Origin of the sequence: Streptomyces sp. NPDC102406 (assembly GCF_044765725.1) — a bacterium.
Lineage (GTDB): Bacteria > Actinomycetota > Actinomycetes > Streptomycetales > Streptomycetaceae > Streptomyces.
In genome coordinates this window covers 114,917-130,448 of sequence record NZ_JBIWKP010000010.1, presented here as the reverse complement: position 1 = coordinate 130,448, position 15,532 = coordinate 114,917, and the positions used below count along the sequence as shown (strand labels likewise).

The window sequence follows — 15,532 nt, the reverse complement described above, 5'->3', positions numbered from 1 at the left end:
CAGGTCAGGCGGGCGCGGTGACGCTCTCCTGAAGCACGTAACCGGGGTCGATCTGCGCCATCAGGTCGGCCCCGGTCCTCTCGTTGCCCCAGCTCTGCGCGTTCTTCTGGTGGAAGTGCACCATCTGGCGCGTGTACCGCTCCCAGTCGCGGGCCTCGTACGTCGCGTCGGCCGCGGCCTGGAGGGCCCGCAGGGCGGCCCTGTTGTTCTCCTCCAGGAGGTCGAAGGGGGGCGGGCTGCCCTTCTCCATGGCGCGCACCCAGTCCGACTGCCCGACGGTCACGAGCAGGTCGTCGCCCACCTCGGAGCGCAGGAAGTCGAGGTCGGCGTCGTCGTCGGCGCGCACCTTGTTCCCCACGACCTTCAGGGCGACGCCGTAGTCCCGGGCGTACTCCTTGTACTGGCGGTAGACGGAGATCCCCTTCCGGGTCGGCTCGGCGACGAGGAACGTCATGTCGAAGCGGGTGAACATGCCCGAGGCGAAGGAGTCGGAGCCCGCGGTCATGTCGACCACCACGTACTCACCGCGGCCGTCGACCAGGTGGTTCAGGCACAGCTCCACCGCCCCGGTCTTGGAGTGGTAGCAGGCGACACCGAGGTCGGCCTCGGTGAAGGGTCCGGTGACCATGAGACGTACGGCGCCACCGTCGAGTTCCACGGGCCGCGCGCAGGCGTCGTAGACCGGGTTGTTCTCGCCGACGCGCAGCAGCCGTGAGCCCTCCCCGGGGGGCGTCGTCTTGATCATCGTGTCGGCCGAGACGATTCGCGGGTTCGAGCCGCGCAGATAGTCCTTGATGAGCGGCAGTCGCGCGCCCATGGCGGGCAGAGCGGCGGCGACGTCCTCGTCGAGCCCGAGCGCGGCTCCGAGGTGCTGGTTGATGTCGGCGTCGACGGCGATGACCGGAGAGCCGGTGGTGGCGAGGTGGCGGATGAAGAGCGAGGACAGCGTGGTCTTGCCGCTGCCGCCCTTCCCGACGAAAGCGATCTTCATGTTCACCTAGCGTAGTGGAGCGATCGCTGTGCGTGCCCCGCGCGCGTGAAGAAGACCACTCCTTCGTGGGCCGCGGGCCCGCGGCCCGTAGGGTCGTACTCATGAGTACGACAGCCGATCCCCTTGCCACGCTCGGCACGTTGCCCGGCGTGAGCGAATCCGTGGACTCCGTGCGCAAGGCCGTGGACCGGGTCTACGGGCACCGGGTCATGCGGCGCCGCAGCAACGAGGTCACCTCCGAGGCGGCGCTGCGCGGCGCGCGGGGGAGCGCGGCGCTGTCCGGCGCCGACTGGGCGCTCGAAGAGGTGCGCAGGCGCACCGACTTCAGCGGCGCCGACGGCGACGCGGAGGCTCCCACGGTCGGCGCGGCTCTGCGTCTGACCGCCGAGGCGGGGCAGCTCCTGTCCATCTGGCGGCAGTCACCGCTGCGGGTGCTGGCGCGGCTGCACCTCGTCGCGGCGGCCGACCGGGGGGACGCCGTCGGCCGCCCGCGTACGCCGGGAGAACCGGTCGACGAGCCGCTCGTCGAGCTTCCGCTACCGGGCGCGGAGGAGGTGGCCGGCCGGCTGGAGGGGCTCTCCCGGTTGATCATCGGGGGAAGCTCGGCGCCCGCCCTGGTGAGCGCCGCCGTGGTCCACGGCGAGCTGTTGGCCCTGCGCCCCTTCCGTTCGCACAACGGCCTGGTGGCACGGGCCGCCGAGCGCATCGTCCTGGTGGGCAGCGGTCTCGACCCGAAGTCGATCTGCCCGGCCGAGGTGGGTCACGCGGAGCTGGGGCGCGCGGCGTACACGGCGGCGCTCGAAGGCTATGTGTCGGGGACGCCGCAGGGGATGGCCGCCTGGATCGCCCACTGCGGCAAGGCGGTCGAACTGGGCGTCAGGGAGTCGACCGCGGTGTGCGAGGCACTACAGCGCGGTGCCGCCTGAGGGCGACGTCCGGGAGTCCCGAACAGGGTTGCGGCGGTACGAGTCCTCGTACCGCCGCTGACATGACGCGCCGGGTTACCAAGCGTCCTCGATGAATGCCCATCAGGTCGGGACGTTGCCCGTGGCCTGGTGCGGCTGGCCCGTAATCGACGGGTCGACGTCGCGTGGGTGCCCGGTGTTCATGCTTCGGTCCGTGGGGCCTTGGTTGCGGTTGAAGGTGATCCTCTCGGATGTCCCTGGTCTCGCGGGCCGTTGACTCCTTTGTACTCCTCCCCTGGGGGAAGCGGAAGCCCTGGACACACTTCTTTACTTTTACGATCAAACACCCTTAAAACGGGCACGCCTCAACGCGAGGCGGTCGGTGTCCGGTGCCGACTGGCGTACCAGACGAAGCCCGCGGTGACGGCGGCGGCGCCCACCGCTGCCGCGGCGGCCACCAGGGCCGGACGCGACGGGGTGGAGAGGTTCGGCAGTCGCTGCTTGAGCCGCACCGGCTTGTGGAAGTCGAGAATCGGCCACGCGCGCGCGAGCGCCTCGCGGCGCAGCGCCCGATCCGGGTTGACCGCGTGCGGATGCCCCACCGCGCTCAACATCGGCAGGTCCGTCGCCGAGTCGCTGTACGCGTAGCAGCGCGCGAGGTCGTACCCCTCCGACCGCGCCAGCTCCTTGATCGCCTCCGCCTTGGTCGGCCCGTACGCGTAGTAGTCCACCTCCCCCGTGAAGCAGCCGTCCGCGCCGACGACCATGCGCGTGGCCACCACTCGGTCCGCGCCGAGCAGTTCGCCGATGGGCTCGACCACCTCGGCGCCCGAGGTGGAGACGATGACGACGTCACGACCGGCGGTGTGGTGCTCCTCGATGAGGGACGCCGCCTCGTCGTAGATGATCGGGTCGATCAGGTCGTGCAGCGTCTCGGCGACGATCTCCTTCACCTGCTCCACGTTCCAGCCGCGGCACAGGGCCGACAGGTACGCGCGCATCCGCTCCATCTGGTCGTGATCGGCGCCACCGGCGAGGAAGACGAACTGCGCGTACGCGGTACGCAGCACCGCCCTGCGGTTGATCAGCCCGCCTTGGTAGAACGACTTGCTGAAGGTGAGCGTGCTCGACTTAGCGATGACCGTCTTGTCCAGGTCAAAGAAGGCCGCTGTGCGCGGCATGGAGTGGGGCGACGACTGGATTTCCACGAGTTTGAGCATAGGCGCCCACCATTCGGCGTAAGCTGTGGCGCGTGGGTTTGCTTGAGAAGGCTCTCGGGTACACCATGGAAGTCACGGATCGTTCGCGACCGTGCTAACCCCGGTCTGGCTCCTCCCCCCCCGAGTCAGACCGAGGGGACGACCCCCGCTCTCCCCCCCGGCGGGGGTCGTCGCATGTCCGGACCCGTTTTCGGGTCCTTTTTTCTTGCCTCCTCGCCTCCGGCTCCGGCTGCTCCCGGCTCGGCGTACGGGAGTCGGCCTACGGCAAAGCCGTCACGCTGGGTGACCGTGAGGCTGCTCTGTGAAAGTTACGTCTCCGTCCTGTGCCGACTTCGCAGTGTCACCGGTATGGGTGATGGGGATATTCACAAGCCTTCTCGCGTCCACAGTTATTGACCAAGATCCACACGATTTACGGGATCGCTGCACGGTGATTCCACACGCGAAGTCCGGATCGGTGTTCATGGCCGGTTCGTTATGGCCGAGCCGTGCTGGGGCGGCTGGTATTCAGCGCGTCGGCGCCGGGCTTCGCGACGGATCGGACGGCCCCGCGGGTGCGGTGTGCGGGGAGAAGGGGGCGGGACATGACGGAGGCCACGGCGTGTGAGACGCGGTCTGTGCGGCGCGCACCGTTGATCGTCACGGAGGACGTCGAGTTGCTGGACGACCTTTTGCGGCTGTGCGCCGCGGCGGGCGTACGGCCGGAGGTCGGCCACGGGGCGCCGACGGGCAGAGATAGCTGGGAGGCGGCGCCCCTGGTGCTGGTCGGGGACGACGCCGCCGGACGGCTGCGCGGCGCGGCCCGGCGGCGGGGCGTCGTCCTCGTGGGACGGGACCAGGACGATCCCGGGGTGTGGAAGCGGGCGGTGGAGATCGGCGCCGACCACGTCCTGATGCTGCCCGACGGCGAGCAGTGGCTGATGGACCGGATCGCCGATGTCGCCGAGGGCGTGGGGCGGCCCGCGCTGACCGTCGGAGTGATCGGCGGTCGCGGTGGAGCGGGGGCCTCGACGCTTGCCTGTGCACTTGCGACGGCCGCCGCGCGAGCCGGGCGGCGCACGCTCCTGGTCGACGCGGATCCGCTCGGCGGCGGGCTCGACGTACTGCTCGGCGGCGAGGCGGTGGACGGGCTGCGCTGGCCCGCGTTCGCCCAGTCCCGGGGGCGGGTCGGCAGCACGGCGCTTGAGGAGTCCCTGCCGCTCCTGCACGACCTGCGGTTGCTCAGTTGGGATCGCGGGGAGCTGGCCGCGGTACCGCCCGAGGCCGTGCGCGCGGTGCTCGCGGCGGGCCGGCGCAGGGGCGGAGTCGTCGTGGTGGACCTGCCGCGCCGGGTGGACTCCGGGTCGGTGGAGGCGCTGGCCCAGCTCGATCTGGGGCTGCTCGTCGTCCCTCCCGAACTGCGGGCCGTCGCGGCGGCCCGCAGGGTGGCCGGGGCCGTGGGGATGGTCCTGCGGGATCTGCGGGTGGTGACCGCGCCTGCCTCAGGTGCGGGAGCCGCGGCCGGGACCGGAGCGCTCGACGGCGACGAGGTGGCGCGGCTGCTCGGACTGCCGCTCGCCGGTGAACTGCCCATAGACCGGAGGGCGGGCGCCGGCCCCGGCCGGGGCACAGGGGGGCCGCTGGGGCGGTTCTGCACGGAGTTCTGGGAGCGGTTGCCGCTGGGGTCGGAGGAAGGAGGGGGCTCATGAGTGACGTACGTACGAGGCCGGGGCGGGGTGAGCGCATGAGGGGCGTGGTGGCTGAGGTGTCGACCGAGGTGAACGGGGTGGGTGCGGTGCGGACCTGGTGCGAGCCGAATGCGGGGAACCGCCGGTGAGCGCGGTGGTCGGGGCGCGCATGCTGGACGGCGTACGCCAGTGGCTCGCGGAGAACGGGGCGGAGGCGACACCCGCGCGGGTGGCCGAGGCGCTCCGAGCGCAGGGGCGCATCCTCGGCGACGCCGAAGTACTGGGCGCGGCCGGGCGGTTGCGGTCCGAGTTGGTGGGGGCGGGGCCGCTGGAACCGCTGCTCGCGGACGCCTCCGTGACGGATGTCCTGGTGTCGGCGCCGGACCAGGTGTGGGTCGACCGAGGCGGCGGCCTGGAACGTACCGAGATCCGCTTCGAGAGCGCGGCAGCCGTGCGAAGGCTGGCGCAGCGGCTCGCGGCCGTGGTGGGGCGGCGCCTGGACGACGCCCGTCCCTGGGTGGACGCACGACTGCCCGACGGGACCCGGCTGCACGCGGTGCTGCCGCCGATCGCGGTGGGCTGCACCTGCCTGGCGCTGCGGGTCGTACGGCCGCGTGCCTTCACCCTGAAGGAACTGGTGGCGGCCGGGACCGTGCCGCCGGGCGGCGACCGGGTGCTGCGGGCGCTGCTCGACGCGCGGCTGTCGTACCTGATCAGCGGCGGTACGGGCAGCGGCAAGACGACGCTGCTGAGCGCGCTGCTCGGCCTGGTCGGGCCGCAGGAGCGGATCGTGCTGGCCGAGGACTCCGCCGAGTTGCGGCCGGACCATCCACACGTGGTGCGGCTGGAGGCGCGGCCCGCCAACCAGGAGGGTGCCGGGGCCGTCGAGCTGGCGGACCTGGTGCGCCAGGCGCTGCGGATGCGCCCCGACCGGCTCGTGGTCGGTGAGGTGCGCGGAGCCGAGGTCGTGTCGCTCCTGGCGGCGCTCAACACCGGGCACGAGGGAGGCTGCGGGACCGTGCACGCCAATGCGGCGAGCGATGTCCCGGTACGGCTGGAGGCGCTGGGGACGGCGGCGGGACTCGACCGTGCGGCGCTGCACAGCCAGGTGGCGGCCGCGGTGTCCGTGGTGTTGCACCTCGTACGGGACCGGAGCGGGCGGCGTCGCATCGCGCAGGTCCATGTACTGGAGCGGGACGCGGCCGGGTGGGTGCGGACGGTGTCGGCGCTGGAGTGGGGCGACAGAGGGTTCGCGCCTGGGGAGGGGTGGCCGCGGCTCGGAGAGCTGTTGGGGGTGCGGTCGCCGTGCTGAGCGGGGTGCCGGCGGGGGCGGTCGTGGGGGCGCTGGGAGTGGTGGCCGTGTTCTGGGCCGCCGGGCGTCGGGACGCGGAGGTGCGACGGGCTCGGGCGGTGTTGGGCATCGCCCCGGGGAAGGAGGGGGCGCCGGGGTGGCGGGGCGCCGTCGAGCGGTGGTGGAGGCGGGTCCGGGCGCGGCCCGAATGGGGCTGCGTGGTCGCCGGGCTGGTGCTCGGGTTCATCGGGGCCTCGGTGCTGCCGCTCGTGCTCGGGGCTTGCGCCGTGCCGGGTGTGGCACGGGCGCGGCGGACCCGGGAGGCGCGACGGGAACGGGAGCGGCGCGGGGACGCGGTGATCCGGCTGTGCGGGTTGATGGCGGGGGAGGTGCGGGCCGGACGGCAGCCCGGGGAGGCGCTGGCTGTCGCGGTACGAGAATCGGCGGCTTTGTCCGGCGCGGGAAGCGCGGCCGTGGTGGCCGCCGCCCGGTTCGGCGGGGATGTGCCGGGCGCCCTGCGGGAGGTCGCGGGGCAGCCCGGGGCGGAGGGGCTGCACGGGCTCGCCGCGTGCTGGCGGGTGGCCGTGGACCGGGGCGCGGGACTCGCGGCCGGACTGGAGCGCCTTGCAGGAGCGCTGCGGGCGGAACGGGACCAACGGGCCGACCTGAGAGCCCAGTTGGCCGGGCCCTGGTCGACCGTGGTGATGCTCGCCGGGTTGCCGGCGCTCGGGTTGCTGCTCGGCTCGGCGCTGGGCGCCCAGCCGTTGCGGGTGCTGCTGCACACCGGGGCGGGGGTGGGCTGCCTGGTGGTGGGCGGGGCGCTGGAGGCGGCGGGGCTGTGGTGGGCGGTGCGGATCGTGCGGGGGGCGGAGGCGTGAGAGGGGCCTGTGCGGGCGCCGGGTGTTCGGCGCGGGCGGGTCCCGGCGGGGAGGGCACTGGCTGGTTCGGCCGTGCCTCGGTGGATCGAGGGAGGCAGAGGCGATGGACGTTGTCCACAGGCTGGGGGTAGTGCTGTGCGTCGCCGGGCTGGTGGCCTGGCTGCTGGCGGAGGTCGCGGCGCGTCGGCGGGAGCGGGCGGTGCGGCGGCGGGTCCGGCTCGTCCTGGCGGCGGTCGCCGAGCGGCCCGGACGGCAGGCATGGCGACTGCCCGGCGCGGTCCGGCGATGGGCGCCGGTGGCCGGGGCGGTGAGCACCGGATACGTGTGCGTCGGCGGCGTACCGGGGCTGGCGGTCGGGGTGATCGCCGGGGGCGTCGTGTGGCGCTGGTGGCGGGGCAGGGAGGCGCGGGCGGGAGAGGGCGCGGCGATCGGTGCGGGAGTACGCGCCGAGGCGGAGCGACAACTCCCCCTGCTGGCGGACCTGTTGGCCGCGTGCGTCGCGGCCGGTGCGGAACCGGTGGGAGCCGCCCGCGCCGTCGGTGAATCGGTGGGCGGCCCGGCGGGGCGGGCCATGGCGCGGGGCGCCGCACAGGTACGACTCGGCGGCGAGCCGGGCGTGGCGTGGCGGGAGTTGGCGTCGATACCCGGGGCCGACGCGCTCGTCCGGCTGCTGGAGCGGGCGCGGGAGTCGGGGGCACCGGCGGCGGCACCCGTGGCGCGGTTCGCCGCGGAGTGCAGAGCCGAGCGGGGGCGCCGGGCGACGGCGGTGGCCCGCCGGGCCGCGGTGATCATCACGGCCCCGGTGGGGCTGTGCTTCCTGCCCGCCTTCCTCGTGATCGGGGTGCTGCCCGTGGTGATCGGCCTGGCGGACGGAGTGCTGGGCGGGCGCTGAGCCGACGCCCGCAGGTGTTGCCCGACCGCACGGGCGAGGAAATGAACAGCGTCGATTCGTACAGGGGGTTGTGATGGGGACGACAGGAACACGCAGGGGACGGACGCACGACCGGTTGCGCACGGGAGTGGCGCGCCGGGTGAGGGCGGTGCGGACGGCACGTCGGGACGCGGGCATGGTCAGCGCCGAGTACGCGGTGGGACTGATCGCGGCGGTGGGGTTCGCCGGGTTGCTGTTCCAGGTGGTGACGAGCGATGTCGTGCAGTCGGCGTTGCAGTCGCTGGTGGCGAAGGCCCTCCATGGGTCGTTCTGAGGCGTTGCGCGGCCGTCACCGCGACCGCGGCATGGTGACGGCGGAGGCGGCTGTGGTGCTGCCGGTGCTGGTGGCGTTCACGATGGCGCTGATCTGGGCGCTTCTCGCCGCGTCGGCGCAGATCCGATGTGTGGACGCGGCACGGGCCGGGGCCAGAGCGGTGGCGCGGCAGGAACCGCGGGGCGCCGCGATCGGCGCGGCGCGCGAGGCCGCCCCGTCCGGCGCGCGGATCGAGGTGGGCCGCGAGGGCGACCTGGTCCGGGTGACGGTACGGGCACGTTCGACGGGCCCGGGACCACTGGGCGTCGAACTCGGCGCGCAAGCCGTGGCGGTCGCGGAGGAGACGGTGGGGGAGACGTGAGGGAGACATGAGGGAGCGGGTCGGGGGAGGTGCGCGCAGGCGGCGAGGGCGCGGCCGGACGGGCTCGGACCGGGGGTCCGCGACCGTGTGGGTGGCCATGGCGCTCGCCGCGATCGGGGCGATCTTCGGCGGGGTGCTGGCCCTGGGACGAGCCGTCGAGGTGCGGCACAGCGCGGGCGGCGCGGCCGACCTGGCGGCGCTCGCGGCGGCCGACCACTGGATGGAGGGAACGACGGTCGCCTGCGCCCTGGCCGAACGGGTGGCCCGGGCCCAGGGTGCGCGCGTCATGCGGTGCGCGGTGTACGGGGAGGTGTCCGACGTGACCGCGTCCGTCGGCGCCGGGATCTTCGCGGCGCAGGTCAGGGCACGGGCGGGTCCGGCGGGGCCGATGCCGAGCGGTGATCCTGGTACGCCCGGCGTGCCTGGTGTGCCTGGTGTGCCTGGTGTGCCTGGTGTGCCTGGTGTGCCCGGCGTGCCTGGTACCCCCGGCGTGCCTGGTGCGCCTGGGGCTTCGGGAGAGGGGCGGTGACGAGAACGCGGGTCCCGTCGTGATGGCCTGCCGCCGACACGGCCCCGACCCGGCGCGTCCCCTAGGGACCTGCCTGGCCCGGCACCCGGCCGTCCGGTGCACGGCGTCAGCCGCTCACTGCTTCGCCCCCTCCGGCCCCTCGGGCCCCACCAGCCCCTTCGCTCCCTCCAGCAGCGTCGAAAGGAGTCGAACCGCGCCCCGCTTGTGCAAGGGCTCGTTGCCGTTGCCGCACTTGGGGGACTGGATGCAGGAGGGGCAGCCCGCCTCGCATTCGCAGGAGGCGATGGCCGCGCGGGTGGCGGTCAGCCATTCCCGGGCGGTGTGGAAGGCGCGTTCGGCGAAGCCCGCCCCGCCGGGGTGGCCGTCGTAGACGAAGACGGTGGGGAGCAGGGTGTCCGGGTGGAGGGGGATCGAGACGCCGCCGATGTCCCAGCGGTCGCAGGTGGCGAAGAGGGGGAGCATGCCGATGGAGGCGTGTTCGGCGGCGTGCAGGGCGCCGCCGAGGATCTCGGGGTTGATACGGGCGGCGTCGAGTTGGTCCTCGGTGACCGTCCACCACACGGCGCGGGTGCGCAGGGTGCGCGGGGGGAGGTCGAGTTTGGTCTCGCCGAGGACTTCGCCGGTGATGAGGCGGCGGCGGAGATAGCCGACGACCTGGTTGGTGACCTCGACCGAGCCGTAGCACAACCGGCCCTCGCCCCAGGGGACTTCGACGTCCGTCTCCAGGATGGAGATGGCGGTGGTGTCGCGGGCGGTGGTGGAGTAGGTCGGGCTGCCGGGTTCGACCAGGGCGACGTCGTCGTCGAGGTCGAGGTGTTTGACGACGTAGGTGCGGCCCTGGTGGAGGTGGACGGCGCCGTCGTGGACGGTGGTGTGCGCGGAGCCCGCGTCGACGGTGCCGAGCAGTCGGCCTGTGGTGGCTTCGACGATCTGCACCGGGTTGCCGCCCTCACCGCGGATGTCGGCGAGGTCGGCGGCGGACTCGCGGCGCGTCCAGTGCCAGGCCTTCACGCGGCGGCGGAGCAGTTTCGCCGCTTCGAGTTGCGGGAGGAGTTCCGTCGTCGTCGGCCCGAACAGCTCGACGTCCGTCTCGGTGAGCGGGAGCTCGGCAGCCGCGGCGCACAGATGGGGGGCGAGCACGTACGGGTTGTCGGGGTCCAGGACCGTCGACTCGACGGGCTGGTCGAAGAGGGCCTCGGGGTGGTGGACCAGGTAGGTGTCCAGCGGGTCGTCGCGGGCGACGAGGACGGCGAGGGCGCCCTGCCCGGAGCGGCCCGCGCGGCCCGCCTGCTGCCACAGCGAGGCGCGGGTGCCCGGGTAACCGGCGATGACGACGGCGTCGAGGCCCGAGACGTCGATGCCGAGTTCGAGGGCGGTGGTGGCGGCCAGACCGAGGAGCTCACCGGAGTGCAGGGCGGCTTCGAGGGCGCGGCGTTCCTCCGAGAGGTAGCCGCCGCGGTAGGCGGCCACGCGGCGGACCAGGGAGCGGTCGATCTCGGCGAGGCGTTCCTGGGCGATCACCGAGATCAGCTCGGCGCCCCGCCGGGAACGTACGAACGCCACGGAGCGGACGCCCTGCACGGTCAGGTCGGTGAGGAGGTCCGCGGTCTCGGCGGTGGCGGTGCGGCGCACCGGGGCGCCCTTCTCGCCGTGCATCTCGGTGAGAGGGGGCTCCCAGAGGGCGAAGACGAGTTCGCCGCGGGGTGAGGCGTCGTCGGCGACCTCGACGACCGGCAGTCCCGTCAGCCGGCCGGCGGCGACGGCCGGCTCGGCCGCCGTGGCCGAGGCGAGGAGGAAGACGGGGGAGGAGCCGTAGCGGGCGCAGAGGCGGCGCAGGCGGCGCAGCACCTGGGCGACGTGCGAGCCGAAGACGCCGCGGTAGGTGTGGCACTCGTCGATGACGACGTACTTGAGCGCTTTCAGGAAGGAGGACCAGCGCGGGTGGGAGGGCAATATCCCGCGGTGCAGCATGTCGGGGTTGGTCAGGACGTAGTTCCCGTACTGGCGTACCCACTCGCGTTCCTCGAACGGGGTGTCGCCGTCGTAGACCGCGGGACGGATCGACGTGCCCAGAGGTTGTGAAAGTTCCTTCACGGATCGGCACTGGTCGGCGGCGAGGGCCTTCGTCGGGGCGAGGTAGAGGGCGGTCGCGCCGCGCCCGTTCGGCGCCTCGGACCCGTCGAGCAGCTTCGAGAGGACGGGAACCAGGTAGGCGAGGGACTTGCCGGAGGCCGTGCCGGTGGCGACGATCACCGATTCGCCGTCCAGGGCGTGCTCGGCGGCGCGGGCCTGGTGGGCCCAGGGGTGTTCGATTCCGGCTTCCTGCACCGCCGCGATGACCTCGGACCGGATCCGATCGGGCCAGACGGCATGACGGCCCGGACGAGGGGGCAAGTGCTCCGTATGAGTGATGCGCGCAGCCCTGTTCGGACCCGAGGCGAGCCGCTCCAGAACCGCCCCCGGAGAGGGGCGCGAGGCAGCGGGCGACAGGGGTCGATCGGGTCGGTGATTCTTGGCCATCGGCACCGAGTGTGTCACTGGCGTGACGGACAATGCCTCCAAGGCGTCGTGCACGCCTGCCGGTAAGTGATTGAATGCCATCGCGGCTGGCGAACCGTCCCGGGGATCAAGCCGAGGTATCCCTGCGGGGCGACCGCTCGATAGCAAGGTGCTGGAGGATCCGTGGACCTGTCCCTGTCGACCCGTACCGTCGGCGATCGTACGGTCGTCGAGGTCGGTGGCGAAATCGATGTATATACCGCGCCCAAGTTGCGCGAACAGCTCGTTGAGCTGGTGAACGACGGCAGTTTCCACCTTGTCGTCGACATGGAGGGCGTGGACTTCCTCGACTCCACAGGGCTCGGCGTGCTGGTCGGCGGCCTCAAGCGTGTGCGGGCCCATGAGGGTTCGCTGCGCCTGGTCTGCAACCAGGAGCGCATTCTCAAGATTTTCAGGATCACGGGTCTGACCAAGGTGTTCCCGATCCACACCTCGGTCGAGGAAGCCGTCGCGGCGACCGACTGATCGCGTTGATCGAAGGGATCAGCCCGATCCGGCGGATCCAGTGGATCCGGCCGGTCGGGCCGGTCCGGTTGATGGTTGGGGGCCGGTCCTTGGCCGGTTCGGTCCCCGAGAGCTCGCCTGTACGTCCGAGGGGGATGCATGGCCACCGTCGAACTCCGCTTCAGCCCTCTGCCCGAGCACGTCAGGACCGCCCGACTCGTGGCGGCCGCGGTGGCGCGCAGGGCGGGCGTGGACGAGGCGGTCCTCGACGAGGTCAGGCTCGCCGTCGGCGAGGCGTGCAGCCGTGCCGTGGGGCTGCACCAGAGCAGTGACATCTCGGCGCCGGTGCGGGTGGCGCTGATCGAGGAGGAGAAGCAGTTCTCCATCGAGGTCGGCGACGAGGCACCGCGCACCGTGGTCGATCCCGACACGCCCGGGCCGCACGGCGGTGACGAACTTGAGGCGGAGGGCGAGGACGAGATGGGACTCGCCGTCATCAGTGGTCTCGTGGACGATGTCGAGGTGACCGCCGACGAGTCCGGTGGTCTCCTTCGGATGACATGGCCCATCGTGCCGTTGACGCTCTCGTAGCCCTGGACGACGACTCCGGCGCCCCGCGCCGCCGATCTTCGACGAGGCCCTGGTCACCCCCGTGGTGAGCAGGGCCTTTTCCGTGTTCCCTGGCGAGTTTCCTGCCTACGCGCCTCCCCGCGTCCCGCCCCATGCCGGAATGATTTCTCCCGAATTTCTAGATCAGCTTTACTAGATCAGTTTTATGGGTGTCTTCGTAGATCACATCGCCGGTAATGCCTCAGGGGTGTTAAAGGTTTATTCACCGGATCGCGGATGAAGAACATAAACGTTTGCCGCGTACTGTTTTGATCAGGTTCCGCTCCCTACAATCCGTCCACATCTTGAGCTCAGCCCAAGCGTCAAGGAGGACGAATGGCGGAGCCCTCTACCTTCGCAGCCGCAGTCCTGACGGACGACAACCGTCTGATCGTGATCGTCATCGCCGTCGTCGCGCTCGCGGCGCTCGCCGTCGCCGGAGTCCTGGTGCGCCAGGTGCTCGCGGCCGGTGAGGGAACGGAATCCATGAAGAAGATCGCGGCGGCGATCCAGGCAGGCGCGAAAGCCTATCTGGGTCGACAACTGCGTACCCTCGGCATATTCGCCGTCGCGGTGTTCTTCCTGCTCATGCTGCTTCCCGCGGACGACTGGAATCAACGGGCAGGACGTTCGATCTTCTTCCTGGTCGGCGCGGGCTTCTCGGCGGTCACCGGCTATATCGGAATGTGGCTCGCGGTGCGCAGCAATGTGCGTGTCGCCGCCGCGGCCCGGGAAGCGACGCCGGCGGAAGGCGAGCCGGAAAAGGATCTCACCGCCGTCTCGCACAAAGCCATGAAGATCGCTTTCCGCACGGGCGGCGTCGTCGGCATGTTCACGGTGGGGCTCGGCCTGCTCGGCGCCTCCTGTGTCGTGCTCGTCTACGCGGCCGACGCGCCCAAGGTCCTGGAGGGGTTCGGGCTCGGCGCCGCACTGATCGCGATGTTCATGAGGGTCGGCGGCGGCATCTTCACCAAGGCCGCCGACGTCGGCGCCGACTTGGTCGGCAAGGTCGAGCAGGGCATCCCGGAGGACGACCCGCGCAACGCCGCGACCATCGCCGACAACGTGGGCGACAACGTCGGGGACTGCGCCGGCATGGCCGCCGACCTCTTCGAGTCCTACGCCGTCACGCTGGTCGCCGCGCTGATCCTCGGCAAGGCGGCGTTCGGCGACGCCGGGCTCGCGTTCCCGCTGATCGTGCCCGCGATCGGGGTCGTCACCGCGATGATCGGCATTTTCGCCGTCGCGCCCCGCCGTACCGACCGCAGCGGGATGAGCGCGATCAACCGCGGATTCTTCATCTCGGCACTGATCTCACTCGCCCTCGTCGCCGTGGCCGTCTACGTCTACCTCCCCGGGACGTACGCGGACCTGGACGGGGTCACCGACGTGGCGATCCGCGTCAAGGACGGCGATCCGCGGATCCTCGCGGTCGTCGCCGTGGCCATCGGCATCGTGCTCGCCGCGTTGATCCAGCAGCTCACCGGCTACTTCACCGAGACGACCCGGCGCCCGGTCAGGGACATCGGCAAGACATCGCTGACCGGGCCCGCGACCGTCGTGCTCGCCGGGATCTCCCTCGGGCTCGAATCAGCGGTCTACACCGCCGTGCTGATCGGGCTCGGCGTCTACGGGGCGTTCCTGCTCGGCGGCACGTCGATCATGCTCGCGCTGTTCGCGGTCGCGCTGGCCGGCACCGGGCTGCTCACCACCGTCGGGGTCATCGTGGCCATGGACACCTTCGGGCCGGTCTCCGACAACGCGCAGGGCATCGCCGAGATGTCCGGCGACGTCCAGGGCGCGGGCGCGCAGGTCCTCACCGACCTGGACGCCGTCGGCAACACGACGAAGGCCATCACCAAGGGCATCGCCATCGCCACCGCCGTACTCGCCGCCGCCGCACTGTTCGGCTCGTACCGCGACGCGATCTTCACCGCCGCGCGGGACGTCGGGGAGAAAGTCGGCGACGGCGGGCCGATGAACCTCGTGATGGACATCTCGCAACCCAACAACCTGGTGGGGCTCATCGGCGGCGCCGCGGTGGTGTTCCTCTTCTCCGGACTCGCCATCAACGCCGTGTCCCGGTCGGCGGGTTCGGTGGTCTACGAGGTGCGCCGGCAGTTCCGCGAGCACCCCGGGATCATGGACTACACGGAGGAACCGGAGTACGGGCGCGTCGTCGACATCTGCACCAAGGACGCGCTCAGGGAACTCGCCACGCCCGGGCTGCTCGCCGTCATGGCGCCGATCGCGGTCGGCTTCACGCTCGGCGTCGGCGCCCTGGGCGCCTACCTCGCGGGCGCCATCGGCACCGGCACGCTGATGGCCGTCTTCCTCGCCAACTCCGGTGGCGCGTGGGACAACGCGAAGAAACTTGTCGAGGACGGGCACCACGGCGGCAAGGGCAGCGAGGCCCATGCGGCGACCGTGATCGGTGACACGATCGGGGACCCGTTCAAGGACACGGCGGGGCCCGCGATCAACCCGCTGCTGAAGGTGATGAACCTCGTCGCGCTGCTCATCGCGCCCGCGGTCGTCAAGTTCAGCTACGGGGACGACGCGAGCGTGCCCGTACGGGTCGTGGTCGCCGTCGTCGCGCTCGTGGTCATCGTCGGCGCGGTGTACGTCTCCAAGCGGCGCGGCATCGCGGTCAGCGACGACGAGGACGGCAGCGACGGACCCGGCGCGGGCCGGGTACCGAAGCCGGCGGACCCGGAGGTGGCACCCTCCCGCACCTAGTGCGACGTGCAACAGGTGGGCGGACGGCTCGTGTTGACGGGCCGTCCGCCCCTTGGTCCGTCCGCCGCTCGCTCCGTACGTCGCCCCTTGTCTTCCGTGAGCCTTCTCTCCCTTGGTGCAAATGGCTGCTAAAG

General features: G+C 71.9%; 14 protein-coding genes. 11 read left to right on the top strand and 3 right to left on the bottom strand.

Annotation, left to right across the window (positions count from 1 at the left end; translation table 11 throughout):
* Positions 1 to 4 precede the first annotated feature (4 nt).
* Entirely contained in the window at positions 5 to 991 is a 987-nt protein-coding gene (locus tag ACIRF8_RS30810) for an ATP-binding protein (RefSeq protein ID WP_404220082.1), read from the bottom strand.
* 101 nt (positions 992 to 1,092) lie between these two features.
* Between ACIRF8_RS30810 and ACIRF8_RS30805 the strand changes: the two genes are divergently transcribed.
* Positions 1,093 to 1,917: an oxidoreductase gene (locus tag ACIRF8_RS30805; protein ID WP_404220080.1), complete on the top strand. Its 825-nt coding sequence runs from the start codon at positions 1,093 to 1,095 to the stop codon at positions 1,915 to 1,917.
* 344 nt (positions 1,918 to 2,261) lie between these two features.
* Here ACIRF8_RS30805 and ACIRF8_RS30800 read toward each other — a convergent pair whose 3' ends face one another.
* Positions 2,262 to 3,116, bottom strand: coding sequence for an HAD family hydrolase (locus ACIRF8_RS30800; RefSeq protein ID WP_404220078.1), 855 nt, complete (start codon positions 3,114 to 3,116; stop codon positions 2,262 to 2,264).
* A gap of 584 nt (positions 3,117 to 3,700) precedes the next feature.
* Here ACIRF8_RS30800 and ssd point away from each other — a divergent pair.
* The 7 genes from ssd (at position 3,701) to ACIRF8_RS30765 (ending at position 9,047) form a co-directional block, all read left to right on the top strand.
* Positions 3,701 to 4,804, top strand: coding sequence for a septum site-determining protein Ssd (gene ssd / locus ACIRF8_RS30795; RefSeq protein ID WP_404220076.1), 1,104 nt, complete (start codon positions 3,701 to 3,703; stop codon positions 4,802 to 4,804).
* Between the two features lie 148 nt (positions 4,805 to 4,952).
* Positions 4,953 to 6,095: a TadA family conjugal transfer-associated ATPase gene (locus ACIRF8_RS30790; protein ID WP_404220291.1), complete on the top strand. Its 1,143-nt coding sequence runs from the start codon at positions 4,953 to 4,955 to the stop codon at positions 6,093 to 6,095.
* Complete coding sequence (locus ACIRF8_RS30785) at positions 6,092 to 6,952, top strand: type II secretion system F family protein (RefSeq protein ID WP_404220289.1); 861 nt, start codon at positions 6,092 to 6,094, stop codon at positions 6,950 to 6,952. The genes ACIRF8_RS30790 and ACIRF8_RS30785 overlap by 4 nt, the downstream gene beginning before the upstream one ends.
* 103 nt (positions 6,953 to 7,055) lie before the next feature.
* Positions 7,056 to 7,844, top strand: coding sequence for a type II secretion system F family protein (locus ACIRF8_RS30780; protein ID WP_404220074.1), 789 nt, complete (start codon positions 7,056 to 7,058; stop codon positions 7,842 to 7,844).
* Positions 7,845 to 7,992: 148 nt separating this feature from the next.
* Positions 7,993 to 8,157, top strand: coding sequence for a DUF4244 domain-containing protein (locus ACIRF8_RS30775; protein ID WP_404220072.1), 165 nt, complete (start codon positions 7,993 to 7,995; stop codon positions 8,155 to 8,157).
* Entirely contained in the window at positions 8,144 to 8,518 is a 375-nt protein-coding gene (locus ACIRF8_RS30770; protein ID WP_404220070.1) for a TadE family type IV pilus minor pilin, read from the top strand. The genes ACIRF8_RS30775 and ACIRF8_RS30770 overlap by 14 nt, the downstream gene beginning before the upstream one ends.
* Positions 8,519 to 8,525: 7 nt before the next feature.
* Entirely contained in the window at positions 8,526 to 9,047 is a 522-nt protein-coding gene (locus ACIRF8_RS30765) for an Rv3654c family TadE-like protein (RefSeq protein ID WP_404220068.1), read from the top strand.
* Between the two features lie 114 nt (positions 9,048 to 9,161).
* Here the strand turns inward: ACIRF8_RS30765 and ACIRF8_RS30760 are convergent, their stop codons facing one another.
* The gene (locus tag ACIRF8_RS30760; protein ID WP_404220066.1) at positions 9,162 to 11,648 is read right to left on the bottom strand and encodes a DEAD/DEAH box helicase; all 2,487 of its coding nucleotides are present in this window, start codon (positions 11,646 to 11,648) and stop codon (positions 9,162 to 9,164) included.
* An 81-nt stretch (positions 11,649 to 11,729) separates the two neighbouring features.
* Here ACIRF8_RS30760 and bldG point away from each other — a divergent pair, with 81 nt between their 5' ends.
* From bldG to ACIRF8_RS30745, 3 genes are all read left to right on the top strand, one after another.
* Entirely contained in the window at positions 11,730 to 12,071 is a 342-nt protein-coding gene (gene bldG, locus ACIRF8_RS30755; protein ID WP_003975386.1) for an anti-sigma factor antagonist BldG, read from the top strand.
* Between the two features lie 138 nt (positions 12,072 to 12,209).
* A complete protein-coding gene (locus ACIRF8_RS30750; RefSeq protein ID WP_404220064.1) occupies positions 12,210 to 12,641 on the top strand; it encodes an ATP-binding protein in 432 nt (143 codons plus the stop codon).
* Positions 12,642 to 12,995: 354 nt separating this feature from the next.
* Positions 12,996 to 15,398, top strand: a complete 2,403-nt coding sequence (locus ACIRF8_RS30745; protein WP_404220062.1) for a sodium-translocating pyrophosphatase — start codon at positions 12,996 to 12,998, stop codon at positions 15,396 to 15,398.
* Positions 15,399 to 15,532 lie beyond the last annotated feature (134 nt).

Coding starts and splice junctions, on each gene's coding strand:
- ACIRF8_RS30810 (WP_404220082.1), bottom strand. CDS start 991: ATGAAGATCGCTTTCGTCGGGAAGGGCGGCAGCGGCAAGACCACGCTG.
- ACIRF8_RS30805 (WP_404220080.1), top strand. CDS start 1,093: ATGAGTACGACAGCCGATCCCCTTGCCACGCTCGGCACGTTGCCCGGC.
- ACIRF8_RS30800 (WP_404220078.1), bottom strand. CDS start 3,116: ATGCTCAAACTCGTGGAAATCCAGTCGTCGCCCCACTCCATGCCGCGC.
- ssd (WP_404220076.1), top strand. CDS start 3,701: ATGACGGAGGCCACGGCGTGTGAGACGCGGTCTGTGCGGCGCGCACCG.
- ACIRF8_RS30790 (WP_404220291.1), top strand. CDS start 4,953: ATGCTGGACGGCGTACGCCAGTGGCTCGCGGAGAACGGGGCGGAGGCG.
- ACIRF8_RS30780 (WP_404220074.1), top strand. CDS start 7,056: ATGGACGTTGTCCACAGGCTGGGGGTAGTGCTGTGCGTCGCCGGGCTG.
- ACIRF8_RS30770 (WP_404220070.1), top strand. CDS start 8,144: ATGGGTCGTTCTGAGGCGTTGCGCGGCCGTCACCGCGACCGCGGCATG.
- ACIRF8_RS30765 (WP_404220068.1), top strand. CDS start 8,526: ATGAGGGAGCGGGTCGGGGGAGGTGCGCGCAGGCGGCGAGGGCGCGGC.
- ACIRF8_RS30760 (WP_404220066.1), bottom strand. CDS start 11,648: ATGGCATTCAATCACTTACCGGCAGGCGTGCACGACGCCTTGGAGGCA.
- ACIRF8_RS30750 (WP_404220064.1), top strand. CDS start 12,210: ATGGCCACCGTCGAACTCCGCTTCAGCCCTCTGCCCGAGCACGTCAGG.
- ACIRF8_RS30745 (WP_404220062.1), top strand. CDS start 12,996: ATGGCGGAGCCCTCTACCTTCGCAGCCGCAGTCCTGACGGACGACAAC.